The sequence below is a fragment of the Pantoea sp. SJZ147 genome (genome assembly GCF_007828605.1).
GTDB lineage: Bacteria > Pseudomonadota > Gammaproteobacteria > Enterobacterales > Enterobacteriaceae > Pantoea > Pantoea allii.
Window position 1 is genome coordinate 1 of record NZ_VIVB01000013.1, and the last position, 24,932, is coordinate 24,932.

General features: G+C 52.2%; 21 protein-coding genes and 1 rRNA gene. 8 read left to right on the forward strand and 14 right to left on the reverse strand.

The features are described 5' to 3' along the window. Window positions 1-86, forward strand: a 5S ribosomal RNA gene (rrf, locus tag FBY13_RS18080); the annotation flags it as partial. A 353-nt stretch (window positions 87-439) separates the two neighbouring features. Here rrf and FBY13_RS18085 read toward each other — a convergent pair. The 14 genes from FBY13_RS18085 to msrP form a co-directional block, all read right to left on the reverse strand. Then, window positions 440-1,198, reverse strand: coding sequence for an amino acid ABC transporter ATP-binding protein (locus tag FBY13_RS18085; RefSeq protein WP_063877447.1), 759 nt, complete (start codon window positions 1,196-1,198; stop codon window positions 440-442). Window positions 1,199-1,205: 7 nt separating this feature from the next. Further along, window positions 1,206-2,306 carry an amino acid ABC transporter permease gene (locus FBY13_RS18090; RefSeq protein ID WP_109716809.1) on the reverse strand — a complete coding sequence of 367 codons (1,101 nt, stop codon included), beginning with the start codon at window positions 2,304-2,306 and terminating at the stop codon, window positions 1,206-1,208. Between the two features lie 15 nt (window positions 2,307-2,321). Next, a complete protein-coding gene (locus tag FBY13_RS18095; protein ID WP_096011271.1) occupies window positions 2,322-3,500 on the reverse strand; it encodes an amino acid ABC transporter permease in 1,179 nt (392 codons plus the stop codon). Window positions 3,501-3,569: 69 nt separating this feature from the next. Then, window positions 3,570-4,595, reverse strand: coding sequence for an amino acid ABC transporter substrate-binding protein (locus tag FBY13_RS18100; RefSeq protein WP_063877444.1), 1,026 nt, complete (start codon window positions 4,593-4,595; stop codon window positions 3,570-3,572). A gap of 544 nt (window positions 4,596-5,139) precedes the next feature. After that, a complete protein-coding gene (gene fis, locus FBY13_RS18105; RefSeq protein ID WP_003855228.1) occupies window positions 5,140-5,436 on the reverse strand; it encodes a DNA-binding transcriptional regulator Fis in 297 nt (98 codons plus the stop codon). 23 nt (window positions 5,437-5,459) lie between these two features. After that, window positions 5,460-6,425, reverse strand: a complete 966-nt coding sequence (dusB, locus tag FBY13_RS18110; protein WP_063877443.1) for a tRNA dihydrouridine synthase DusB — start codon at window positions 6,423-6,425, stop codon at window positions 5,460-5,462. A 411-nt stretch (window positions 6,426-6,836) separates the two neighbouring features. Continuing rightward, window positions 6,837-7,721 (reverse strand): 50S ribosomal protein L11 methyltransferase, encoded by an 885-nt coding sequence (prmA, locus tag FBY13_RS18115; RefSeq protein ID WP_145394817.1) that lies wholly within the window; start codon window positions 7,719-7,721, stop codon window positions 6,837-6,839. A 15-nt stretch (window positions 7,722-7,736) separates the two neighbouring features. Continuing rightward, on the reverse strand, window positions 7,737-9,182 hold the full coding sequence (gene panF / locus FBY13_RS18120; protein ID WP_145394818.1) for a sodium/pantothenate symporter: 1,446 nt from the start codon (window positions 9,180-9,182) through the stop codon (window positions 7,737-7,739). After that, window positions 9,172-9,414 carry a YhdT family protein gene (locus tag FBY13_RS18125; RefSeq protein WP_063877440.1) on the reverse strand — a complete coding sequence of 81 codons (243 nt, stop codon included), beginning with the start codon at window positions 9,412-9,414 and terminating at the stop codon, window positions 9,172-9,174. Before FBY13_RS18125 ends, panF begins: the two co-directional genes overlap by 11 nt. A gap of 72 nt (window positions 9,415-9,486) precedes the next feature. Further along, window positions 9,487-10,836, reverse strand: coding sequence for an acetyl-CoA carboxylase biotin carboxylase subunit (gene accC / locus FBY13_RS18130; protein WP_145394819.1), 1,350 nt, complete (start codon window positions 10,834-10,836; stop codon window positions 9,487-9,489). An 11-nt stretch (window positions 10,837-10,847) separates the two neighbouring features. Further along, complete coding sequence (accB, locus tag FBY13_RS18135) at window positions 10,848-11,312, reverse strand: acetyl-CoA carboxylase biotin carboxyl carrier protein (RefSeq protein WP_096011267.1); 465 nt, start codon at window positions 11,310-11,312, stop codon at window positions 10,848-10,850. Window positions 11,313-11,337: 25 nt separating this feature from the next. Then, window positions 11,338-11,790, reverse strand: a complete 453-nt coding sequence (aroQ, locus tag FBY13_RS18140) for a type II 3-dehydroquinate dehydratase (RefSeq protein WP_145394820.1) — start codon at window positions 11,788-11,790, stop codon at window positions 11,338-11,340. Window positions 11,791-12,011: 221 nt separating this feature from the next. Beyond that, the gene (gene msrQ / locus FBY13_RS18145; RefSeq protein WP_063877437.1) at window positions 12,012-12,614 is read right to left on the reverse strand and encodes a protein-methionine-sulfoxide reductase heme-binding subunit MsrQ; all 603 of its coding nucleotides are present in this window, start codon (window positions 12,612-12,614) and stop codon (window positions 12,012-12,014) included. Further along, the gene (msrP, locus tag FBY13_RS18150) at window positions 12,615-13,619 is read right to left on the reverse strand and encodes a protein-methionine-sulfoxide reductase catalytic subunit MsrP (protein ID WP_096011265.1); all 1,005 of its coding nucleotides are present in this window, start codon (window positions 13,617-13,619) and stop codon (window positions 12,615-12,617) included. A 284-nt stretch (window positions 13,620-13,903) separates the two neighbouring features. Between msrP and csrD the strand changes: the two genes are divergently transcribed. The 7 genes from csrD to yhdP all read left to right on the forward strand — a co-directional run bounded on the left by csrD (window position 13,904) and on the right by yhdP (window position 24,885). Further along, window positions 13,904-15,853: an RNase E specificity factor CsrD gene (csrD, locus tag FBY13_RS18155; protein ID WP_109716812.1), complete on the forward strand. Its 1,950-nt coding sequence runs from the start codon at window positions 13,904-13,906 to the stop codon at window positions 15,851-15,853. A gap of 309 nt (window positions 15,854-16,162) precedes the next feature. Beyond that, window positions 16,163-17,206 (forward strand): rod shape-determining protein MreB, encoded by a 1,044-nt coding sequence (gene mreB / locus FBY13_RS18160; RefSeq protein WP_003855260.1) that lies wholly within the window; start codon window positions 16,163-16,165, stop codon window positions 17,204-17,206. Between the two features lie 147 nt (window positions 17,207-17,353). Continuing rightward, window positions 17,354-18,376, forward strand: coding sequence for a rod shape-determining protein MreC (gene mreC, locus FBY13_RS18165; RefSeq protein ID WP_063877434.1), 1,023 nt, complete (start codon window positions 17,354-17,356; stop codon window positions 18,374-18,376). Then, on the forward strand, window positions 18,373-18,861 hold the full coding sequence (gene mreD / locus FBY13_RS18170) for a rod shape-determining protein MreD (protein WP_006120976.1): 489 nt from the start codon (window positions 18,373-18,375) through the stop codon (window positions 18,859-18,861). The genes mreC and mreD overlap by 4 nt, the downstream gene beginning before the upstream one ends. Before the next feature lie 8 nt (window positions 18,862-18,869). Continuing rightward, window positions 18,870-19,451, forward strand: a complete 582-nt coding sequence (locus FBY13_RS18175; protein WP_145394821.1) for a nucleoside triphosphate pyrophosphatase — start codon at window positions 18,870-18,872, stop codon at window positions 19,449-19,451. Window position 19,452: 1 nt separating this feature from the next. Continuing rightward, window positions 19,453-20,922, forward strand: coding sequence for a ribonuclease G (gene rng / locus FBY13_RS18180; RefSeq protein ID WP_063877432.1), 1,470 nt, complete (start codon window positions 19,453-19,455; stop codon window positions 20,920-20,922). Between the two features lie 132 nt (window positions 20,923-21,054). Then, complete coding sequence (yhdP, locus tag FBY13_RS18185) at window positions 21,055-24,885, forward strand: AsmA2 domain-containing protein YhdP (protein ID WP_145394822.1); 3,831 nt, start codon at window positions 21,055-21,057, stop codon at window positions 24,883-24,885. Window positions 24,886-24,932 lie beyond the last annotated feature (47 nt).

The window sequence follows — 24,932 nt, forward strand, 5'->3', positions numbered from 1 at the left end:
GACCCCATGCCGAACTCAGAAGTGAAACGCCGTAGCGCCGATGGTAGTGTGGGGTCTCCCCATGCGAGAGTAGGGAACTGCCAGGCATCAAACAAAAAAGCCCTGAACGAAAGTTCAGGGCTTTTTTACGTCTGTTATTCGGTAAAAAGTCTCTGTTAAACGTATATGGGTCGCCACAAACACTGTTGATGCACTTAAAACAGCCGGGTGGCTCTCTCCTGACCCGTAAAATGGCCAATAAAAGCCATGTAACCGGCCAGAAGAAGGACCGCTGGCGCAATGAAGTATGATTGCGGACAGGCAACTCTGGCAGTTGAAGCTTTGTGTAATCAGCGTTAGCGAAGTGAGAATATACGGGGAATAGACGCGCTGTATGCAGTTGTCAGGCGCGGCAGAACAGCACCTCCGTATGACGGAGGTGCTGAGAGATGGAGCAGGGTCAGTGAATAACCTGAGACAGGAAAGCGCGGGTGCGTTCTGACCGGGGATTCGCAAAAAACTCCTGCGGCGGCGCAACTTCTACGATCTCACCGCGATCCATAAAGATCACTCTGTCGGCCACCGTACGCGCAAAGCCCATTTCATGCGTCACACACAACATCGTCATACCGTCTTCTGCCAGCCCAATCATCGTATCGAGTACTTCTTTTACCATCTCTGGATCCAGGGCAGATGTCGGCTCGTCAAACAACATGATCTTGGGTTTCATACATAACGAACGTGCGATAGCGACACGCTGCTGCTGTCCCCCAGACAGTTGACCTGGAAACTTATGCGCATGCTCTTCAATACGCACCCGCTTCAGGTAATGCATAGCAAGCTCTTCAGCCTCTTTTTTGGCAATCTTACGAACCCACATCGGTGCCAGCGTACAGTTTTGTAAAACGGTAAGATGAGGGAAAAGATTGAAGTGTTGAAACACCATACCGACCTCAGTACGAACTCGCTCGATATTGCGCACATCCTCATTCAAATGAATACCATCTACAACAATACGGCCCTTCTGATGCTCTTCAAGATGATTGATGCAGCGAATCGTGGTGGATTTACCTGAACCAGAGGGACCACACAACACGATACGTTCACGAGGTTTCACCTGCAGATTAATATCTTTCAGCACGTGAAATTGCCCGTACCACTTGTTCACATTTTCAAGCGAAATCATCGCATTGGTTGAATCAGTTATTATTTGTGTCATAGAAACCTCAGTGCGATTTGCGCCCGGTGTGAAAACGTTTTTCCAGATACTGGCTGTAACGCGACATGCTAAAACAGAAAATCCAGTAGACCAGCGCGGCAAAGACATAGCCTTCAGTAGACATGCCTAACCAGGCGGGATCGACGGTAGCCTGTTGCACGCTACTAAACAGATCGAACAAACCAATAATGATCACCAGGCTGGTATCTTTGAATAACGCAATAATGGTATTCACCAGTCCCGGAATAGTCAGCTTTAATGCCTGCGGCAGGATGACCAGCATCTGGGTCTTCCAGTATCCCAACGCCAATGATTCAGCGGCTTCAAACTGCCCTTTTGGTAACGCCTGTAACCCACCACGTACCACTTCGGCCACATAGGCCGACTGGAACAAAATGACGCCAACCAATGCGCGCACCAGTTTGTCGATGGTTGTCCCTTCTGCCATAAACAGCGGCAACATAACCGATGACATAAACAGCACCGTTATCAGCGGCACGCCACGCCAGAACTCAATAAAAATCACTGACAGCGTTCGTACCACCGGCATCCGGGAGCGTCGCCCCAGCGCCAGCAAAATACCCAGAGGTAATGCCCCCGCGATACCAACAGACGCGATGATTAACGTCAGCGTGAGCCCACCCCATTGACGGGTTTCGACCCGGTCGAGTCCTAAGAAGCCGCCATACAACAGAAACCAGACAACGAGGGGATAACATACTGCCCAGGCGGCAATATAGCGCCCACGGTAAGGCAGACGTTTAACAAACATCGGAACGAGAGACGCGAGCCCAATGATCAGCGCCAGATTGATGCGCCAGCGCAGTTCATGAGGATAGAGCCCATACATAAACTGACCGAAGCGAGCATGAATGAAGACCCAACATGCGCCCTCTTTGGTGCAGTCAGCCCGTGTTGTGCCAAACCAGTTCGCATCAAAGATCAGCCAGTTCAGAGCAGGTGGAATCACATGCCAGATAAGCCAGATACAGAACAGGGTCAATAAAGTATTAAACCAACCTGAAAACAGGTTCTTGCGTGCCCATCGCCATGCCCGATTCAACGGCGAGGAGGCTATCAGCGGTGTTTCATGTGCAGTGACAGACATAATTATCCCGTTCTCTTAACGCTCAACCAGCGCGATTTTGCGGTTGTAGAAGTTCATCAACATTGAAATCAGCAGGCTGATAATCAGGTAAACGCTCATGGTGATAGCAATGGTCTCAATGGCTTGTCCGGTCTGATTGAGCACCGTGCCGGCAAACAACGACACCATATCGGGATAACCAATTGCAGCAGCCAGTGAAGAGTTCTTCACAATATTCAGATACTGGCTGGTAAGGGGCGGAATAATTACGCGCATGGCCTGCGGGATAATGACCTGACGCAGCGTAACGGGATTCGGCAACCCCAGCGAGCGGGCCGCTTCATGCTGCCCATAGGGCACGGCCTGGATACCTGAGCGAATCACTTCCGCAATAAAAGAGGAGGTATAGATCGACAGCGCCAACGTAAGGGCGGCCAGTTCAGGAATCATGACAAAGCCGCCCCTGAAGTTGAAACCGCGTAACTCAGGTATATCCCAGTGCATCGCTGCGCCAAAGCCCAGATGTGCAATGAAAGGGAACACCAATAACATCGCAATGGCAGCAGGCCAGGTACGACGTAATTGACCGGTTTTAAGCTGATGCTGACGATTAAAACGGAACAGGCCGTAAATCGCTACAATAGCCAGTGCAAGGGCAATAACGAAAGGCCAGCTGCCCGGCGCATAGGTCGGCCAGGGTACGTACAGACCGCGGTTACTGACAAAGGCGAGATCAAAAGCGTTAAGGGCCTGACGTGGACCGGGCAGATTACGTAATACCGCAAAGTACCAAAAGAAAATCTGCAGCAAAGGGGGAATATTGCGGAAGGTTTCAATGTAGATATTGGCGATTTTACGCAGTAACCAGTTATCGGAAAGACGCGCCAGACCAATAAAAAAACCCAGTATTGAAGCAAAAACAATACAGAGTGCCGACACCAGTAACGTGTTAGTCAGGCCCACCAAAAAGACGCGTGCGTAGGTGTCACCTTCAGTGTAATCAATAAGATGCTGCACAATGCCGAAACCAGCATTGCGTTCCAGAAAACCAAAGCCGGAAGTAATACCGCGATTAGCGAGATTGATAACGGTGTTGTGGATGAGATAGCCCACCACAGCAAGTACGGTAATGATCGCAACTATCTGGTAAAGCCAGGCTCGAACCGTGGGATTACCGAACGAAAAATCCCTTTTCACGGTTGGGCGTTGTGACATGTTTAAACCTCAGTAACGAAAGCTTTGCTGGGGCACCGTAGAAAACGGTGCCCGACGGGTGAGGCGTGATTAACGTACCGGTGGTGCGTACTGAATGCCGCCTTTGTTCCAGAGCGCATTCTGACCACGGGCAATTTTCAGCGGGCTGTCTTTACCGACGTTACGATCAAAACTTTCCTGATAGTTACCAACCTGTTTAATGATGTTGTAAGCCCATTTGTTATCCAGCTTCAAATCTTTGCCAAAGTCGCCTTCAGCGCCCAGCAGGTGCGCCATATCAGGTGTGGTAGGTTTAGCCGTCATCTCATCAACGTTTTTAGAGCTGATGCCCATCTCTTCTGCGTTCAGCATGGCGAAAAGCGACCATTTAACGATGGTGAACCAGTCATCATCACCGCGACGCACAACCGGGCCCAATGGCTCTTTAGAGATCACTTCAGGTAAGACGATGAAGTCATCTGGTTTACCTAATTTAATGCGCAGGGCGTACAGCTGAGACTGGTCGGATGCCAGCGTATCGCAGCGGCCACTATCCAGTGCTTTGGCGGATTCATCCGAGCGGTCAAAGGTGACCGGCGTGTACTGCATTTTGTTGGCTTTGAAGAAGTCAGCCACATTCAGCTCGGTATCAGTACCAGCCTGGATACAGACGGTCGCACCATCCAGCTCTTTCGCACTCTTCAGGCCGGCTTTCTTATGGGTCAGGAAGCCAATGCCATCGTAGTAGTTAACGCCGGTAAACATGAAGCCCATGCCGCCGTCACGTGATGAAGTCCAGGTGGTGTTACGAGAAAGAATATCGACTTCCCCTGACTGCAAAGCGGTAAAACGTTCTTTTGCGGTCAGCGGGGTATATTTCACTTTTGTTGCGTCACCAAACACGGCGGCGGCGGCTGCACGACAGATATCCACATCAAGGCCGGTAAATTTGCCGCTGGCATCTGCATAAGAGAAACCCGGCAGGCCATCGCTGATACCACATTGAACGAACCCTTTCTTTTTAATCGCATCAAGTGTGGTACCTGCATGAGCCTGCTGAGCAACGGCAAGCAGAGAAGCCGCAGCAACCAGAGTAGAGAGCATCATCTTTTTCATAAAGCATCCTGTGTGGCATGTCGTGTTGTGTTGTTATGTATTGCGCACTTTGATGTGCGTTCCTGTCTGTGGCGATCGGCCATCCACGACTTTGCAAAGCCAGTGCCAGGTTTGCATAATCCTGAAGTCACCTGAAAGATCGGGTAATAATCTGAATCATCTGGAGGGCTGCAATAATATGACGCACCAAAAGGAAGCATTTCGAGTCGAAGGGATCACATTTAGTGCAAATTGTTTCACTATTTAGCAACATTGTGAGCTGCATGGCAGGTGGTGGCTGTAAACGATTGAGGTGTTGCGTAAAATGTTAATCAGGCTCACAAAAGGCTGTTATGACAGGGTTGTAAGGCAGGCGATCAGAAAAAGATGAGCGTGTAGCGGGAGACAGTTTAAAAAGGACGGCCTGTAAAAATCACGCTGGCGACTGCAACTACAGCTACCATATTTGACGCAACTGTTTCACAGGATTTAAAAAAATTTGCGCGTTAGCGCACAAATAAAAACGCCAGCCCTGAGGCTGGCGAGATTAACGGTCTGAACTGAATCAGTTCATGCCGTATTTTTTCAGTTTCTTACGCAGCGTACCGCGGTTGATACCCATCATCAGGGCAGCACGGGTCTGGTTGCCACGGGTATACTGCATCACCATGTCCAACAGAGGCTGCTCGACTTCAGCCAAAACCAGCTCATACAGGTCACTCACATCCTGACCATTCAGTTGAGCAAAATAGTTCTTCAGTGCCTGTTTAACCGAATCACGCAAAGGTTTTTGAGTTACCTGATCCTGTGAGTTAACGGTAGAAACGGTCAGTACGTCAGAATTTACGCGTTGTTCGAACATAGTTCTTTCAGCTCTTTATTTCGTTACGCAAGATTTTCGAAGTATGCCTCCAACGCCTCCAGCTGTTCGCTGGCATCCTCAATGGCGTTGAATGTGCGCCGAAACTGGTCATTTGGGGCATGTTCCTGGAGATACCAGGAGACGTGCTTTCGCGCTATACGGTATCCCTTGCCTGAACCGTAAAAGTCGTGCAGCTCACGTATATGCGAAACAAGCAAACGCTTGACCTCTGCCAGTGGCAGCGGGGCAAGCAGCTCCCCAGTGTCCAGATAATGCTGGATTTCCCGGAAGATCCACGGTCTTCCCTGAGCAGCGCGTCCTATCATCAGAGCATCGGCTCCGGTGTAGTCGAGCACTGCTCTGGCTTTATGCGGGTCAGTTATGTCTCCATTCGCGATAATCGGAATAGAAACACTCTGCTTAACTGTCCGAATACTGTCGTATTCAGCGTCTCCGTTGAACAGGCAGGCACGAGTGCGGCCATGTATCGTCAAAGCCTGAATGCCACAGCGTTCAGCCAATTGGGCAATCGCGACACAGTTTCTGTTTTCTGGATCCCATCCGGTACGAATTTTTAATGTTACCGGAACATCAACGGCATTCACCACGGCAGAGAGAATAGACTCCACTACTGTGGGATACTGCAATAAGGCGGAACCCGCCATTTTGCGGTTCACCTTTTTTGCCGGGCAACCCATATTAATATCAATAACCTGTGCACCAGCATCGACATTAATACGCGCAGCCTGGGCCATCTCACTGGGATCGCATCCTGCAATCTGGACGGCACGAATGCCGGGTTCATCACTGTGCACCATGCGTAAACGAGATTTGTCACTGGCCCAGACTTCGGGATTCGATGACAACATCTCAGAAACCGCCATCCCTGCACCCATCTCGTGACAAAGCGTTCTGAAAGGCCTGTCAGTAATACCGGCCATCGGCGCTGCAATCAGTCGATTTCTCAGTTGGAGGTTTCCAATGCGCATGAAGTCGTAATGCCATACTGTATCTGCAAGGCGGCGTATATTACGCATTTTTTTAGGAAGATGAAAGGCCAAACTTTGAACAATTCATAAGAAAACGGCTTTTGCCCTCATCTTATCGCAGGCATATGAATTAATTTATTTATAAATCAAATGCTTAAGTATTTGTGTTTATTTTGTGAACAAAGGTTTTTCCGACGAAGATTCGGCATTTGCCAGATAAAAAACGTCACATACCGTGATTAACGATACAAGCAACGGCTTAAGCGACGGCAAAAGCTGTGCTGCTGAGTGTTACAGCCTTCGGTGCTGTCGGTAACGGTTGTAAGCGAAACGCGGAACCGACGGCACAGGCATTCAGGCAGTCCTGTCGAACTGGCAGGACTGCTTCTGTGACGGGCAACGTCTTAAAGACTAGGCTGTTTTGACGCCCGTAATACGACACCACTCTTCCTTGACCGCAACAGGATCGAGTGCAAAGTGCGCCACGTAAGCTTCACAGACGCTCTCGGCCTGGCTCTCCAGCACGCCGGATAAACCAAGATGCCCGCCCGATTTAGGCAGCACGCTGATAAGCGGTGCCAACTCACGTAGCGGCCCGGCAAGGATATTGGCCACCACAACATCGGCCTGAAGGTTTTCCGGCTGCTGGTGCGGCAGGTACAGCGATAAACGATCGGCAACGCCATTACGCTCTGCATTGTCACGGCTGGCCTGGATCGCCTGAGGATCGATATCAATACCGATCGCCTGCGCCGCGCCGAGCTTAAGCGCCGCGATCGCAAGTATTCCTGAACCGCAGCCAAAATCGATCACGGTTTTACCGGCCAGATCCAGACCATCGAGCCAGGTCAGGCAAAGCGAGGTGGTAGGGTGAGTACCGGTACCGAAAGCAAGTCCGGGATCGAGCATTACATTGACGGCATCCGGATCGGGTACATCGCGCCAGCTCGGGCAGATCCACAGGCGCTCACCAAAACGCATAGGATGGAAGTTTGCCATCCACTCACGTTCCCAGTCTTTGTCCTCGATCTGTTCGATCTTGTGACGGAAATTCTCACCAAGAAGAGGATGCTGAGAAAGTTCAGCAATTACGCCCTCCATGTCGCTTTCCGCGTCGAATAACCCGATAACGTCGGTATCGCCCCACAGGCGGGTTTCGCCCGGCATAGGTTCATAGACCGGTGTATCGTGCGTATCCTGGAAGGTGACAGATACGGCACCTGTTTCCATTAACGCATCGCTTAGTTCTTCAGCGTTTGCGCCAGAACTGTTAATTTTGATTTGAATCCACGGCATAACGTCTCTCTTAATTCAGTGTTGTGGTGCGCTGACCGCATGCGGTAAACGCCCAAACAGGTTGCCGACCAGGAACGCCAGCAGACTTAACAATAATGAAGGCACAATGGGATGAAAACCCCACAGTTGCAGACCCAGGGTCGCCAGAACGGCATAGCAGCCTCCGCCCACCGCCATGCCGCTGAGCGCACCGACCGCATTGGCGCGCGCCCAATATAAACCCAGAACCAGTGGCCAGAGGAAAACCGCTTCCAGACCGCCAAAAGCCAGCAGGTTGAGCCAGATAATCATGTCTGGCGGATGCCAGGCGACGAAAAGCAGTATGATCCCGAGCAAAAAGGTCACCGTTCCCGATAAAATCCGCAGGCGTGGCTCATTATCACTTTGCTGCGGGGCGATGCGCAGATACAGGTCTTTGACCAGCGTAGCGGAGGCCTGCAACAGCTGGGCGTTGATGGTGGACATAATCGCCGCCATCGGTGCCGCTAAAAACAGCCCTGCAGCCAGAGGCGGTAACACGGTGATCATCAGTGTGGGGATAACGCTGTCCGGCACGGTCAGATTCGGTAATATCGCCCGACCGAGTGCGCCAGCCAGGTGCATCCCCAGCATCAGGAGCACAACGACAATGGTGCCAAGAATAATGGCCCGATGCAGCGCTTTACTGTCCTTATAAGAGATACAGCGCACCGCCGTATGGGGCAGGCCGATGACGCCAAAGCAGACCAGCACAATAAACGAGCTCAGGAAGGTCGGCGTAATAATATCGCCCGGGCCCTCAGGAGACAGCAGTTTGGGGTCGATCGCGTGCAGCTTGTCTACGGCCGAATGAATACCGCCAGCGTGATGAATGACGGCAAACAGCAGTAAGAAGGTGCCTATCAGCATCACAATGCCCTGCATCGCATCATTGAGGACACTGGCACGGAAGCCGCCAAAGGCGGTATAGAGTGCGATAGTGCCACCAAAAATAAGCAGTCCGGTGTCGTAAGGGATGCCGGCAGCGGTTTCCAGCAGACGTGCGCCACCAATAAACTGCACGGCCATCGCGCCCACAAAGGCAATCAGTAGGCTCAGGCTGGCTAACCAGACCAGCAGCGTGCTGCCATAGCGTGCATAGAGCATATCGTTGAGTGTTACCGCATTGTGCTTGCGTGCCAGAATGGCAAACTTTTTACCCAGTACGCCCAACGACAGCCAGACCGCGGGAACCTGCACCATTGCCAGCAACACCCAGCCCAAACCGTATTTATAGGCCGCACCCGGGCCGCCTATAAACGAGCTGGCGCTGATATAGGTGGTCGTGATGGTCATTGCCAGGACAAATCCGCCCATTGAGCGGCTGCCCAGGAAATACTCGGTCAGAAAGTTGCCTTTGCGTTGTTTACGCATCGCAAATACGGACAAGCCAGCAATGACGGCCAAATAAGCCAGTAGCGGAAGAATGATTTCAGTGTTCATTGTCATCCTCCAGCGACATATTCCGGAAGACCTTACGCACCATCATCCAGCATAAAAAAATGAACAGCAGAGGAGCAAAAATACAGGAGAGCTCAAACCAGCGCGGCAAGCCGGTTATGCCCATCGCATTTCCCCCTAACCAGGCCGAACCGCCCCAGACGGCTAACCATGCCAGTGTCAGATAGAGTGACCAGCGAGCTTCTTTGTGAGCCTGTAAATAACGCGCGTCCATAGTGTGACCTTAACGCCTGCGGGAAAAGAAAAAGGCCGGAATATCCGGCCTCAAACTGACTCAGCGTTGCGATTACTTCTCGTGCAGGCCGAGCTTTTTCTCCAGATAGTGGATATTGGTTCCACCCTGCTGGAAGTTTTCATCGGACATGATTCGCATCTGCAGTTCGATGTTGGTTTTAATCCCGTCGATAATCAGCTCCGCCAGGGCATTTTTCATACGTGCAATGGCGATATCACGGGTTTCACCGTAGGTGATTAACTTGCCGATCATGGAGTCATAATAAGGCGGCACGCTGTAGCCGGCATAAATATGGGACTCCCAACGTACGCCAAAACCACCCGGCGCATGAAAGCGGGTAATCTTACCAGGACTTGGCAGGAAGCTCACCGGATCTTCTGCGTTGATACGGCACTCGACCGCATGACCACGAATGACCACGTCTTCCTGTTTAATCGACAGCGGTTGACCCGCAGCAATGCGCAACTGCTCTTTAATCAGGTCAATGCCCGTGATCATCTCGGTAACCGGATGCTCAACCTGAATACGGGTGTTCATTTCAATGAAATAGAACTCGCCGTTTTCGTACAGGAACTCAAAGGTACCTGCACCGCGATAGCCGATGTCAATACAGGCGCGGGTACAACGCTCACCGATAAATCCACGTAATTCTGGCGTGATGCCCGGTGCTGGCGCTTCTTCCACCACTTTCTGGTGACGACGCTGCATCGAACAGTCACGTTCGCCCAGATAGATGGCATTGCCCTGACCGTCTGCCAGTACCTGAATCTCAATGTGGCGAGGATTCTCCAGATACTTTTCCATGTAAACCATGTCGTTGTTGAAAGCCGCTTTGGCTTCCGCTTTCGTCATGTTGATGGACTGTTCCAGATCTTTATCGCTGCGCACAACGCGCATGCCGCGACCGCCGCCGCCGCCAGAGGCTTTGATGATGACCGGATAGCCGATGCGCTTGGCGAAGGCACGGTTCTTTTCCATGTCATCGGTCAGTGAGCCATCGGAGCCGGGAACGGTAGGCACACCGGCTTTCTTCATCGCCGTAATCGCGGACACTTTATCGCCCATCAGGCGAATGGTGTCGGCTTTTGGACCAACAAAGATAAAGCCAGAGCGTTCAACCTGCTCGGCGAAATCGGCATTCTCAGAAAGGAAGCCGTAACCGGGGTGAATCGCCACCGCGCCGGTGATCTCGGCAGCAGAAATCAGCGCCGGGATATTAAGGTAACTTTTGACCGACTGCGCCGGGCCGATGCAAACCGTTTCGTCTGCCAGCAGCACGTGCTTAAGGTCACGATCCGCGCTTGAGTGAACCGCAACAGTCTTAATGCCCAGTTCTTTACAGGCACGCAGAATGCGCAGCGCAATCTCACCGCGGTTAGCAATAACAATTTTATCCAGCATGGTTCGCCCCGTTATTCGATGACAACAAGTGGCTCGTCAAATTCTACCGGCTGACCACTTTCCACCAGAATGGCTTTAACTACGCCAGATTTATCGGCTTCAATCTGGTTCATCATTTTCATGGCTTCAACAATGCACAGCGTGTCACCTGCATTGACTTTCTGGCCCACTTCCACAAATGCTTTCGCATCCGGGCTTGGTGTGCGATAGAAGGTCCCTACCATAGGTGAACGTACGATGTGGCCACTGATTTCAGCAGGCGCGGCTTCTGCGACGGCGGCAACAGGTGCGACGGCATTCGCCAGAGCAGGCTGCTGAGCGATGGGCGCAGCATAAGCCTGTTGCATCATCGGATAACCAGTATTTGCAGGTGCACGACTGATACGAACAGACTCTTCGCCTTCGGAGATCTCCAGCTCAGAAATGCCAGATTCTTCAACCAGTTCGATCAGTTTTTTAATTTTACGAATATCCATGAATGGGGTTCCGTACTCAGTTTGATTAATTAGTATGAGACAGGCGCTTCACTGCCGTTTGTAATGCCCACGAGTAACCGTCAGCGCCAAGCCCACAAATGACGCCAGCAGAGACATCAGAAAAATAGGAGTGATGGCGAAAAGGCTCGCGGCTGTGCACATTTGACAGGTGAACTTCAATAAATGGAATGTTCACCGCTAACAGAGCATCACGCATTGCTACGCTGGTATGCGTAAACGCGGCAGGATTGATAATGATATAATCCACATTGCCTTTTGCCTCATGAATGCGATCAATGAGCTGATACTCAGCATTGGATTGCAAATGGCTTAACCTTACATTCAACTGGTCTGCCTGATGGCTAAGACTGGAAACAATCTGAGCCAGGGTAACATCCCCGTATTTATCAGGCTCACGCGTCCCTAACAGGTTAAGGTTGGGACCGTTCAAAAGCAGAATATGTAATTTATCGGCCATCTTGCTGCCATCTCCCGCAATCATTGAGGCATCGCGTAAAATACCTTGCCGCTTTCCATTTGTCACCCGTCACAGTGAAAAAGAAGCGTCACATCGCAATAAAGCCGGGCATTATATCCGTTTCGTGGCATTTCGCAGCAAAATACTGGTCTTATCTGCGAAGTTGATCGGATGCGGCTCGCAGGCCGCATTTTTCGCAGACGATCGGCAATAAGAAGAGACTAGCGCGGCCACCATTTAATGAACTTTTTATAGCGCCAGGCTAACAATATCAGGGCTAAAAGCGCATAAATGATCGGTTGGGGAGACAGGATTTTTACCGACCACATATAGTGAATCGGCGCCAAAATAGCGACCAGATAGATAAAGTTATGCAAGGTTTGCCAGCGTCTGCCCAGTTTGCGCTGCATGCGTTGAAAAGAGGTGATCGCCAGCGCCAGCAGAATAAACCAGCAAATAATGCCCAGTGTCAGATAAGGACGTGAAATCAATTCGCTTCCGAGCAGGCCGAGGTTATTCACGCCCAGCTCCAACAGGTAGTAACTGGTTAGATGCAGGCTGGCCCAGAAAAAAGTCCAGATACCCAACAGGCGACGGGTCCGAATGAGCAGCGGTTGCCTGGCCACGCGTGTTAACGGCGAGACAAGCAAGGTTGCTAACAGCAGTTTCAGCGCCATACGGCCGGTAAAATGCTGGATATCTTTGGCAGGATCGGCGCTGAGTCCTCCCTGCATCGCGGCCATAATCAAGTAAACCAGCGGTAAGAAAGCCGCCAGATGCAGTAGCACTTTAAGCCAGCCGATCTGCTTTATTGACAGGCGCACTCAATAATTCTCCCGCAAATCCATACCGCGATAGAGTGATGCAACCTGATCGGCATAACCGTTGAACAGTAATGTGGGCTGACGATCAACATTAAAAGCACTACCCGGACCAATAAAACGTTCGGTGGCCTGCGACCAGCGAGGATGATTCACATGCGGGTTCACGTTGGCATAGAAGCCGTACTCATTATCCGCAATCTGGTTCCATGTGGTAGGCGGCTGGTCGTGCGTCAGCGTAATTTTCACAATAGACTTAATGCCCTTAAAGCCATATTTCCAGGGTACGGTAAGCCGAATTGGCGCACCGTTCTGTGGCGGCAGGGCTTTACCGTAAACGCCCGTCGTCAGAATGGTCAGGGGATGCATGGCTTCATCCAGCCGTAAGCCTTCTACATAAGGATAATTTAGCCCACCCCCGATAAAGCGGTCCTTTTGACCCGGCATCTGATCGGGGGCATAAAGTGTCTGAAAAGCAACAAAGCGCGCTTTGCTGGTGGGTTCCGCCAGCTTCAGGAGTTTATTGAGTTCAAAACCTATCCACGGCACCACCATCGACCAGGCTTCAACGCAACGCATCCGGTAGATACGTTGCTCCATGGCAAAGCGTTTAAAAATATCATCCATGTCTAACGTCACGGGCTTTGCCACTTCGCCTTCTATCGTCAGCTTCCAGGGATCGGTTTTTAACGTTCCCGCGTTCGCTGCCGGATCGGCTTTATCCAGGCCAAATTCGTAGAAATTGTTATAGCCGGAAACCTTATCCGCAGGCGTTAACGGCAGGTTGGCCTGATATTGTGCGGGCTTGGTAAAGTCCAGCGCCCGACCCGCCGGCGCGGGCGGGCGGTCATTACCTTTGAACCAACTCAGAATATCGGCGTTGGCCATGCCCGGGACGCTGATTGCAGCAGCCCCCAGTCCCAGGGTCTGAAGCACCCGACGACGATTCATATTAAAGATGCTTTCTGGCGTTACATCTGCTTCGGTCAGGCGTTTTGTCGGCTTCATCGTCTCTTCTCCAGCTCGATTTTCACAATCAGCATGATGACTATTGCTTAAGCTGGCGAATTTTGCTGCAAAAATGTGAAATTTCCTGGCTGAAGCTTCCAATGAGAATGCGCTGAAAAAAGGATAATTAAGCGTTCTGGGCCTTTCTCAACGTTATACTGCGGCTTCGCGTATGACCTCGCTGTTGCCGGAAACAATTTGTGTTATTTTGCTCAAAATTCTTCCGGCTAACGTGCAGAGAGGCGGCGTGATCCGGCGGCAACCGTAGTGAAACAGGCACAGGGATGCGATTAACTACCAAACTTTCTGCATTTATTACATTTATTAGCGTACTGGCAATGGTTTTAATGCTGGTGGGCTGTGCTTTTAGTGTTTTCTGGCTCACCCATCAGCGTGTAGAAAATCGGGTACAGGTTTTGGCAACCGAAGTGGATAAAGTCCTGCTGAAACAGCCTCCCGAAGCGCTGGAAGCCTGGCTTACGCCGGTATTACCCGTGATTAACGCCGAACAGCTGTCCTTATATAATGGTCGGCAGACTGTTTTCACGCTTTCCCGCCATGAAAACCAAATGCTGCAGCATCAAAAAAATCGCTATATCCATTTTGACATTGCGCTGATGCACCAGCCGGGTATGCGATTGCAACTGACGATACTCGATCCCGCACAAACCTGGCTGCACTCTATTCCCGCGACATATACGCTTGCCGCGCTGCTGTTGGTCGTACTGATCGTGGCCGTTATGCTGTCCATTACTCATCGTTGGCTGGTACGTCAATGGCGCGGGATGGAGCAACTGGAAAGCCGCTCAGCATTAATACTTGGTGGAGAACGTCGGCATTGTCGGCAAAAGCATGCTGATGAGTGGCCGCCCAGAGCCAGCCGTGCGATCGACCTGTTACTGTCCGATTTACAGGAAGCGGGCGAGCAGCGCGTCCGCATCGATACGCTGATTCGAACCTTTGCGGCTCAGGATGGCCGGACGGGGCTGAATAACCGCCTTTTCTTCGATAGTCAGCTGGCAACGCTGCTTGAGGATCAGGAAGATGTCGGGACGCATGGCGTAGTCATGATGATACGTTTTCCTGAGCTCGACACCCACGATGATTCACTGGGGCCAGTGCTGGTCGAAGAGTACCTGTTTAACGTCGTCAACATGCTGTCCACGTTTGTCATGCGTTATCCTGGCGCACTTCTGGCGCGCTATTTTCGCAGTGATTTCGCGGTATTACTGCCGCATCGTAGCCTGAAAGAGGCAAACAGTATCGCTGATCACCTCATCAATGCGGTTGACGCGTTGCCGCCTATGCGCAAGGTTAACCGCGACGATTTTATTCACATCGGCATCAGTGCCTGGCACAGCGGACAGACGGTGCCGCAGGTCATGGAAAATGTCGAAATGGCCACGCGCCGCGCGACATTGTCAGGCGGCAATAACTGGTCTAATGGCGCAGGAAACCCTCTGGATGCAGGACGCGGCAGCGTTCGTTGGCGGACCTTGCTGGAAAATACCTTAAGTCGCGGCGGACCACGTTTATATCAGAAGCCTGCGGTGGACAAAGAGGGTAAGGTGCGACATCGGGTACTGCTCACGCGCATTTATGATGGGGACAAAGAGGTGCTGTCGGCTGAATATATGCCATTGGTGCAGCAGCTCGGCATGGCCGAAAGCTGGGACCGCCAGATGGTATTACGCGTTGCCGCCTTATCTGAACTGTGGCCAGAAGAGACACTGGTCATCCCCATTAATATCGACTCGCTGCTGAAACGTCCGTTTATTGTCTGGTTGTACAATATGTTGCTGCAGTGCCCAAAATCTCAAAGAAAGCGATTTTTATTTGAACTTGCGGAAGGGGATGTCTGTCAACACATCAGCGATTTGATTCCGATCTTCCACTCATTGCAGGCATTCGGCTGTCGTATCGCGGTTAATCAGGCCGGTCTGACGGTAGTCAGCAGTGCTTACATCCGGCAGTTACCGGTTGAATTAATCAAGCTGGATGCAGGACTGGTGCGCAACATTGAGCGGCGTACGGAAAACCAGCTGTTTGTGCGAAGCTTGCTGGACGTCTGTAAGCCCACCGGGACGCAGCTGTATGCCGCGGGCGTGCGCACCAATGCAGAGTGGCAAACCCTGGTAGGATTAGGGGTAGAAGGTGGACAGGGTGACTTTTTTTCACCTTCACAGCCGGTTAACAGTAACGTAAAAAAGTACTCCCAGCGTTACCGTTTTTAACCGTTTGACCGGTTTTACGTTCTTCGCCTCAGCTTTTGATGAATATGGAACGATAAACGTGCAGAATACGTCGCCTGAAATGTTAGATTTTATGTCGGAGTAAAGTTAAGAAAATTCTTTAACATGCTGCTCTGATGCCGTGATATCGCTGTTCCGCTCGTATGCGTAACAGGCTTAAATGATGTAAAACGAATGCCGTCTATTTTTTCACCGAAGCAGAACGTTTTTGCGCCTTGTGGCAGCTTCGTGTGGTTGGTAAAGTAAGCGGATTTTATTTTCCGCCTCCAGCTTGCAGGATTATCCTTTAGTATGTTTAAAAAATTTCGTGGCATGTTTTCAAATGACTTGTCCATTGACCTGGGTACCGCGAACACCCTGATTTATGTAAAAGGACAAGGCATCGTGCTGAACGAGCCTTCCGTGGTTGCTATCCGCCAGGATCGTGCAGGTTCACCGAAAAGCGTGGCGGCTGTGGGTCATGACGCCAAACAGATGCTTGGCCGTACGCCAGGCAATATCGCAGCTATTCGTCCAATGAAAGACGGCGTTATTGCCGATTTCTTTGTGACGGAAAAAATGTTGCAGCACTTCATCAAACAGGTTCACAGCAACAGCTTCATGCGCCCAAGTCCGCGCGTGCTGGTCTGTGTGCCTGTAGGCGCAACCCAGGTTGAACGCCGCGCGATTCGTGAATCGGCCCAAGGCGCGGGCGCACGTGAAGTTTTCCTGATTGAAGAGCCAATGGCGGCCGCGATTGGTGCAGGTTTACCGGTTTCTGAAGCCACCGGCTCAATGGTCGTGGATATCGGTGGTGGTACCACTGAAGTTGCCGTGATTTCCCTGAATGGCGTTGTGTACTCTTCATCCGTTCGTATCGGCGGTGACCGTTTTGACGAAGCCATTATTAATTATGTGCGCCGTAACTACGGTTCATTGATTGGTGAAGCGACAGCAGAACGTATCAAGCATGAAATCGGCTCGGCTTATCCGGGTGATGAAGTGCGTGAAATTGAAGTGCGTGGTCGTAACCTGGCGGAAGGTGTGCCACGCGGCTTTACACTCAACTCCAATGAAATTCTCGAAGCCCTGCAAGAGCCACTGACCGGTATCGTAAGTGCGGTAATGGTTGCGCTGGAACAGTGCCCACCGGAACTGGCGTCTGATATTTCTGAGCGCGGCATGGTCCTGACCGGTGGCGGCGCATTACTGCGTAACCTGGATCGCCTGCTGATGGAAGAAACAGGTATTCCTGTTGTCGTCGCTGAAGATCCACTGACCTGCGTTGCGCGCGGTGGCGGAAAAGCGTTGGAAATGATCGACATGCATGGCGGCGATTTATTCAGCGAAGAATAATTGCCTCAACCGGCTGGAATCGTTGTAACAGTGCGCAGGGAGTAGCGTGTAAACCGGCGCTGCACGCATCGGTATGATGTGACCAGCCCAGGAAAGTGCGGCTCGCCCGTACTTTCTTACCTTGTAGTCGAGGAACACGCAGATTATATGAAGCCGATTTTTAGCAGAGGGCCTTCTCTGCAATTGCGTCTATTTTTGGCGGTGATTGTGGCGATTGCCATTATCATCGCTGATAGTCGCGTGAGTTCATTTACTCAAATACGCAACTATCTGGACACGTCGGTCAGTCCGTTTTACTTCCTGGCCAATGGGCCGCGCCAGCTTCTTGATGGCGTGTCAGACACGCTGGCTTCTCGCCAGCAGCTCGAACTGGAAAATAAAGCGTTACGTCGAGAGCTTTTTCTGAAGAACAGCGACCTGCTTATGCTGGGGCAATACAAGCAGGAGAACGCGCGCCTGCGCGAGCTGCTGGGTTCCCCGCTGCGTCAGGACGAGCACAAGATGGTGACTCAGGTTATCTCCACCGGTACCGATCCCTACACCGATCAAGTGGTTATCGATAAAGGCAGTGCTAACGGTGTTTACGAAGGCCAGCCGGTTATCAGTGATAAAGGTGTCGTGGGCCAGGTCATCGCCGTCGGCCAGTTTACCAGTCGTGTACTGCTGATTTGTGACGCATCACATGCGCTGCCTATCCAGGTACTGCGTAATGATATTCGCGTGATTGCGGCAGGCAACGGGTGTACGGAAGATCTGCAACTGGAACACTTGCCAGGCAATACCGATATTCGTGTCGGTGACGTACTGGTGACGTCGGGCTTAGGTGGGCGTTTCCCTGAGGGCTATCCGGTAGGAGTGGTTTCATCGGTTAAGGTCGATACGCAACGCGCGTACACGGTCATCCAGGCACATCCAACCGCAGGTCTGCAACGTCTGCGTTACCTGTTGCTACTGTGGGGCGCGGATCACAACGGTGATATGCCGATGGCACCTGACGAAGTCCATCGGGTCGCTAATGAACGCCTGATGCAGATGATGCCGCAGGTTCTGCCCCCCGCGGGTGAAATGGGCCCGCCTGCACCTGCTACGCAGACCACCACGCCTGCTTCTGGCAGTAGCGAAAGCAACCCACAAGGGTCCGCTTCCCGCTCACGCGGAGGCCAGAATTGAGTCGATATCGCAGCCAGGGACGATGGGTTATCTGGCTGTCCTTTCTTATGGCCTTTATTCTGCAAATCATGCCATGGCCGGAACAAATCTATATGTTCCGGCCTTCATGGTTATTGCTGATCCTGGTCTACTGGGTACTGGCGCTTCCGCACCGTGTTAATGTGGGAAGTGGGTTTCTGCTGGGCGCGATTATGGATTTAATCGCGGGTTCCACGCTTGGCGTTCGCGCGTTGGCGCTTAGCATCATCGCCTATCTGGTGGCGTTTAAATTCCAGTTATTCCGTAACTTAGCGTTGTGGCAGCAGGCGTTAATGGTTATGGTGCTGTCATTAGCAATGGATGTGATCGTCTTCTGGGCGGAGTTTCTGGTGATCAACGTCTCATTCCGCCCTGAAATTTTCTGGAGCAGTGTTGTCGACGGGATTCTCTGGCCGTGGCTATTCTTATTAATGAGAAAGATCCGCCGTCAGTTCGCTGTTCAATAAGGAAATTTATGGTAACCCTTTATCTGGCATCCGCGTCTCCCCGTCGACGCGAACTGCTGACTCAACTTGGTCTGAACTTTGAGCGCATCATCACTGACGTTGAAGAACAACGTCAGCCGCATGAATCGGCCGAGGTGTATGTCCGTCGCCTGGCGCATGACAAAGCGAAAGCCGGTACGCTGATTGCCCCGCACGACCTGCCTGTATTGGGCGCGGATACCATCGTCGTGCTCAACGGTGAGGTGCTGGAAAAACCGCGCGATGCCGACCATGCCAGCGCGATGCTCAGTAAACTCTCAGGAAAAACCCATCAGGTCATGACGGCGATTGCTCTGGCTGACCGTCGGCAGGTACTGGACTGTCTGGTGGTCACCGAGGTGACTTTTCGTAACTTAAACCTGAGCGACATTACCGATTACATCGCGACAGGTGAACCTATGGATAAAGCCGGCGCTTACGGTATTCAGGGGAAGGGCGGAAACTTTGTGCGTAAAATCAATGGAAGTTATCACGCGGTGGTCGGATTGCCCTTGGTTGAGACAGCAGAGCTGATCGACCATTTTCAGTCACTGCGTGCCGTAAGGGGTTAACATGACGGCTGAGCTACTGGTTAACGTTACGCCTGCTGAAACGCGAGTCGCCTATATTGATGGCGGAATCCTGCAGGAAATCCATATCGAGCGTGAAGCCCGACGCGGCATTGTCGGCAATATTTACAAAGGACGCGTCAGCCGGGTGCTGCCTGGCATGCAGGCGGCATTTGTGGATATCGGACTGGATAAAGCCGCGTTCCTGCACGCTTCTGACATCATGCCGCACACCGAATGTGTTGCGGGTGATGAAAAGAAAAATTTTGTCGTACGGGATATCGCAGAACTGGTTCGCCAGGGACAGGATCTGGTGGTTCAGGTGGTGAAAGATCCGCTGGGCACCAAAGGCGCGCGACTGACAACGGATATCACATTGCCTTCGCGCTACCTGGTGTTCATGCCTGGGGCAGCGCATGTTGGCGTTTCTCAACGTATCGCCAGTGAAAAAGAGCGAGAGCGGCTGAAAGCCGTGGTAGCCGACTACTGTGACGATTTGGGCGGCTTTATTATCCGCACCGCAGCCGAAGGCATTGGTGAAGAAGAACTGGCACAGGATGCGGCCTTTCTGAAGCGCCTGTGGACCAAAGTCAGCGAACGAAAAAAACGTAATCAAACGCGTTGTCTGCTTTATGGTGAACTGGCGCTGGCACAACGTATTCTGCGTGATTTTGCTGGCGCAGCGCTGGACCGCATTCGTGTCGATTCGCGGCTGACCTGCGATTTGCTCAACGAGTTCACCAGTGAATACATTCCCGAGATGTCCAGCAAGCTTGAGCTTTACAACGGTAAGCAGCCTATCTTCGATCTGTTTGATGTTGAAAATGAGATTCAGCGCTCGCTGGAACGAAAAGTTGAACTCAAATCTGGCGGATACTTAATCATCGATCAAACTGAAGCGATGACGACGATAGACATCAATACGGGGGCATTTGTCGGGCACCGAAACCTTGATGAGACTATCTTTAATACCAATGTGGAAGCCACTCAGGCGATTGCACGTCAGCTAAGGCTCCGTAATCTGGGGGGCATCATTATCATCGACTTTATCGATATGAGTAATGAGGACCACCGCCGTCGCGTGCTGCATTCGCTGGAAACGGCACTGAATAAAGATCGGGTTAAGACCGGTATCAGCGGCTTTTCAGCGTTAGGGCTGGTGGAAATGACCCGCAAGCGCACGCGCGAAAGTATTGAGCACGTGCTGTGTGAGGACTGTCCGGTCTGTAAAGGGCGCGGCACGCTGAAAACAGTTGAAACGGTGTGCTACGAAATCATGCGCGAAATTGTCCGCGTGCATCATGCTTATGACTCGGATCGATTCCTGGTGTACGTTTCGCCAACCGTCGGTGAGGCCTTGAAAACAGATGAGTCCCATGCGCTGGCCGAAGTCGAACTTTTCGTAGGTAAACAGGTGAAGGTGCACGTAGAAGCGCTTTATACCCAGGAACAGTTTGACGTGGTGATGATGTAATACTGGCTGGTCAGGCTCACCATGCCTGACTGCACATTTTGGGGTAAAATGTGAACCCATACCGCTATGTCATAAGACGCCGGGTATGAGCAGCAACCATCCGTCGTTAACGGTAGACAAGGAGAGGTGTGAGTGAGGCAGTTGCCAAGAATTATGTTACTGCTGCTCGCGACAGTCATTGTGATTGTGGCGCTGCTTGTCAGCGCGCTGCGTCTGGCGATGCCGCATCTTGACGCCTATCGTAGTCAGGTTCTTCAGTTCGTCTCCGACACCAGCGGTGTCAAGGTTAACGCCAGCCAACTCCGAGGAAAGTGGGAGAATTTCGGCCCCACGCTACAAATCCGCGACTTAAATGTCGATATGAAGGAGACCGGCTCGCTCTCCATCGCACGCATCACCGTTGCGCTGGATGTCTGGCAGTCACTGCTCCACTGGCGCTGGCAGTTCCGCGATCTGACCTTCTGGCAATTACATCTCGACAGCACTCAGCCTCTGCTGACCAGTGACAGCGACAAGCACAGCTTTAAGCTCACTCAGGTCAACGACCTGTTTTTGCGTCAGTTCGATCACTTTACTCTGCGTGACAGCACCATTCGCTTTATCACCCCATCCGGTCAGCATGCTGAACTGGCGATTCCTAACCTCACCTGGTTGAACGAAAACACCCGACATCGAGCAGAAGGTGAAGTCAGCCTGTCGAGCTTTACTGGACAACACGGCGTAGTGCAGGTTCGTCTTGACCTGAAAGACAGTAATGGCTTACTCAACGACGGTCGTATCTGGATGCAGGCCGATGATGTTGATATGCGTCCATGGCTGGGCCGCTGGGTGCGGGATAACACCCGGCTTGACAGTGCCCGGTTCAGCCTGGCGGCCTGGGTTAATCTGCGTGATGGCGACGTCTATGCCGGCGATCTGCTGTTAAGTAAGGGCGGCGCAAGCTGGCAGGGCGAGAGCGGTCCCCACACGCTGAACGTTGATAACCTCACTGCCCACCTGTCGCGTTACAAAAATGGCTGGGTGGTCAATGTGCCGCAAACCAGGCTCAGCACAGACGGTAATGCCTGGCCTGCCGGTCATTTCTCACTCCTCTGGCAACCTCAGGACCCGCAGATGCTGGGCAGCAACAGCGAGCCTGAGATTCGCGTACGAGCGACACAGCTGGCGCTGGACCACATCGCACCGTTGGTGCCGCTGTTTGCGCCCTTATCACCGGCATTGTTTGATAACTGGCGCGCATTACGACCGCGCGGCACCATTGACGGGCTGGCGCTGGATATTCCTGTCGATCAGCCTGAGCAGACGCGCTTTCAGGTTAAGTGGCGCGATTTCAGCTGGCAGTTCTGGAAACTGGTTCCCGGCATCAGCCATTTAAATGGCGAAGCGACAGGCAGCCTGAATAATGGGCAGGCCACGATTGCGATGGGCCAGGCCACGGTGCCCTATGGTGATATGTTCCAGGCACCGCTGGAGATCAAGCAGGTGACCGGCAGTATGAGCTGGTTGCGTGACCCGCACGGCCTGACCCTGGCAGGTCATAATCTTGATATCCAGGCGCGTTCACTTTGGGCACATGGCGACTTCCGTTATCAGCAGAACACCGATACGCAGCCTCAACTTGATATCCTGGCCGGTATTAACGTCAGCGATGCGGGCGATGCCTGGCGCTATTTCCCCACACCGCTGATGGGGCATTCGCTCACGCGCTACCTGAGCGGTGCGGTTAAAGGCGGCAAGGTGGAGAATGCCACGCTGCTGTTCAACGGCAATCCGGCGCTTTTTCCTTTTCAGCATAACGACGGCATGTTTCAGGTCTGGGTGCCTTTACGCCACGCAACCTATGGTTTCCAGCCCGGCTGGCCGGATATCAGCAACCTCGATATCGATCTAAACTTCCTGAATGATGGCCTGTGGATGCATGCACCCCTGGCTAAACTGGGTGAAGTGGAGGCGCGTAATGTCAGCGCCACCATTCCTGATTACATGAAGGAAAAGCTGATTATCAACGGCGATATCAGCGGTGATGGTCAGCAAATTGGCGACTACTTCCAGCACACGCCACTCAAGTCCTCCCTGGGGGCGGCCCTTGAACAGTTACAGATTAAAGGTCTGACCAAAGGCCACCTTAAGCTTGATATTCCTCTGAATGGCAAGGACGTTCACGCCAGTGGTGATGTGGTGATGAATAACAATAGCCTGCATATCAAGCCGCTGAATACCACCATGACCCATTTGACCGGGCAGTTCCGTTATAACAACGGCAATCTTGAAAGCGATCAGATGCGGGCGGACTGGTTTGGTCAGCCCCTTAATGTCAGCTTTAGCACAAAAGAAAATCCTGATGATTTTGGCATTAACGTTAAGTTACTGGCTGACTGGCAACTGGCAAAAATCACCGGTATTCCGCCCCAGGTGGGCAGCCAACTGGCTGGGCATCTTCCCTGGCAGGGCGAGGTTAACGTCGCCTTACCGCATAAGGGCGGTGCGCATTACGACATCGCGCTGAAAGGTGACGGGAAGGAAGTAAGTAGTCGCTTACCTTCGCCACTGGATAAAAAAGCGGGCGAAAGCCTGCCTGTGGCCATCAACGCTAAAGGCGATTTAACGCACTTTGATCTCAGCGGTAGCGTAGATGAACGGCACAAATTTAACAGCCGCTGGCTGCTGGAGCCGGCCCTGCGCGTTGACCGTGGTATCTGGCTCAACGATACGAAGACAATACCGACGCTGCCAGATCATTCAGGCATGGTACTCAACTTACCTGCGCTGGATGGTGAGGCGTGGGCGGCACTGATGACGGCTGGCGAAGGTGGTGCGACCCGTTCAACCGGTGAGCATCAGGTGGGCGGTGCAACGCTTCCGGGCAATATTATCCTGCGTAGCCCTTCTGTGAGTCTGGCAGGCCAGCGCTGGCATAACGTTGATACCTCATTAACCCAGGACATGGGTGGAAAAAACCGGATTAACGTCAATGCTGACGAGCTAAGAGGGCAGTTAATCACCTCACCTTCAGCGCCGTGGCAAATAGCCCTGGATTACCTTTATTACAATCCAGACTGGGAGAGCACTGGCGATAAGAAAAGTGCGTCCGCCTCACCTCTGGGGCAAAAAAGCGATCAGATCGACTTTAGCCAGTGGCCTGCTTTACAACTGCAATGCGCTGAATGCTGGCTGATGGGGCAGAAGTATGGACGGGTCACGGCCCGGCTTCAGCCTAAAGGAAGTACGTTAGCACTTACTAACGGTTTGGTGGATACCGGCAGCTCGCGGCTGAACATTCAGGGCGAATGGGTTAACCGTCCAAGCGACCAGCGCACCTCTTTAAAAGGCACGCTGCAGGGCAGCAACATCAATAACGCGACCAACTGGTTTGGCGTGAATACGCCGCTGCGAGATGCGCCCTTCAAGATTGATTATGACCTGCACTGGCGCTCGGCACCGTGGCAGCCCGCGGCAGAAACGCTGAGCGGCACGCTGAAAACGCACTTTGGTAAAGGACAAATAAGCGATGTGGATACCGGCGCCGCGGGACAGATTCTGCGCCTGCTAAGCTTCGATGCCCTGTTACGCAAACTGCGTTTTGATTTCAGCGATACCTTTAACAAGGGGTTCTATTTCGACTCCATCAACGGCACCGCCTGGATTGAAAATGGCGTCGTGAGAACTGACAACCTGTTGGTTGACGGCCTGGAAGCGGATATCGCCATGCAGGGCAATATGGACCTGGTGAAACGCCGCATTGATATGGAAGCGATAGTCACGCCAGAAATTTCTGCGTCAGTGGGTGTGGCGGCTGCTTTTGCCATTAATCCGGTGGTGGGGGCGGCGGTATTTGCCGCCAGCAAGGTGCTGGGACCGCTCTGGAGTAAAATTTCAGTCCTGCGTTATCACATCAGCGGACCGCTGGATAAGCCTGAAATAGATGAAGTAATGCGTAAGCCACGCGAAACCTATAACAAGTGATATTTGACGGCGTAACATAATTGCCGCAGGCTATGATTATCCGAGCA

Excerpts from the sequence above, each read along its gene's own strand:
- prmA (WP_145394817.1), bottom strand. The coding sequence starts at position 7,721 with ATGCCGTGGATTCAAATCAAAATTAACAGTTCTGGCGCAAACGCTGAA.
- accB (WP_096011267.1), bottom strand. The coding sequence starts at position 11,312 with ATGGATATTCGTAAAATTAAAAAACTGATCGAACTGGTTGAAGAATCT.
- FBY13_RS18100 (WP_063877444.1), bottom strand. The coding sequence starts at position 4,595 with ATGAAAAAGATGATGCTCTCTACTCTGGTTGCTGCGGCTTCTCTGCTT.
- csrD (WP_109716812.1), top strand. The coding sequence starts at position 13,904 with ATGCGATTAACTACCAAACTTTCTGCATTTATTACATTTATTAGCGTA.
- FBY13_RS18125 (WP_063877440.1), bottom strand. The coding sequence starts at position 9,414 with ATGGACGCGCGTTATTTACAGGCTCACAAAGAAGCTCGCTGGTCACTC.
- aroQ (WP_145394820.1), bottom strand. The coding sequence starts at position 11,790 with ATGGCCGATAAATTACATATTCTGCTTTTGAACGGTCCCAACCTTAAC.
- rng (WP_063877432.1), top strand. The coding sequence starts at position 19,453 with ATGACGGCTGAGCTACTGGTTAACGTTACGCCTGCTGAAACGCGAGTC.
- FBY13_RS18095 (WP_096011271.1), bottom strand. The coding sequence starts at position 3,500 with ATGTCACAACGCCCAACCGTGAAAAGGGATTTTTCGTTCGGTAATCCC.
- msrP (WP_096011265.1), bottom strand. The coding sequence starts at position 13,619 with ATGAAGCCGACAAAACGCCTGACCGAAGCAGATGTAACGCCAGAAAGC.
- FBY13_RS18175 (WP_145394821.1), top strand. The coding sequence starts at position 18,870 with ATGGTAACCCTTTATCTGGCATCCGCGTCTCCCCGTCGACGCGAACTG.
- fis (WP_003855228.1), bottom strand. The coding sequence starts at position 5,436 with ATGTTCGAACAACGCGTAAATTCTGACGTACTGACCGTTTCTACCGTT.
- mreC (WP_063877434.1), top strand. The coding sequence starts at position 17,354 with ATGAAGCCGATTTTTAGCAGAGGGCCTTCTCTGCAATTGCGTCTATTT.
- panF (WP_145394818.1), bottom strand. The coding sequence starts at position 9,182 with ATGAACACTGAAATCATTCTTCCGCTACTGGCTTATTTGGCCGTCATT.
- dusB (WP_063877443.1), bottom strand. The coding sequence starts at position 6,425 with ATGCGCATTGGAAACCTCCAACTGAGAAATCGACTGATTGCAGCGCCG.
- accC (WP_145394819.1), bottom strand. The coding sequence starts at position 10,836 with ATGCTGGATAAAATTGTTATTGCTAACCGCGGTGAGATTGCGCTGCGC.
- mreB (WP_003855260.1), top strand. The coding sequence starts at position 16,163 with ATGTTTAAAAAATTTCGTGGCATGTTTTCAAATGACTTGTCCATTGAC.
- FBY13_RS18085 (WP_063877447.1), bottom strand. The coding sequence starts at position 1,198 with ATGACACAAATAATAACTGATTCAACCAATGCGATGATTTCGCTTGAA.
- FBY13_RS18090 (WP_109716809.1), bottom strand. The coding sequence starts at position 2,306 with ATGTCTGTCACTGCACATGAAACACCGCTGATAGCCTCCTCGCCGTTG.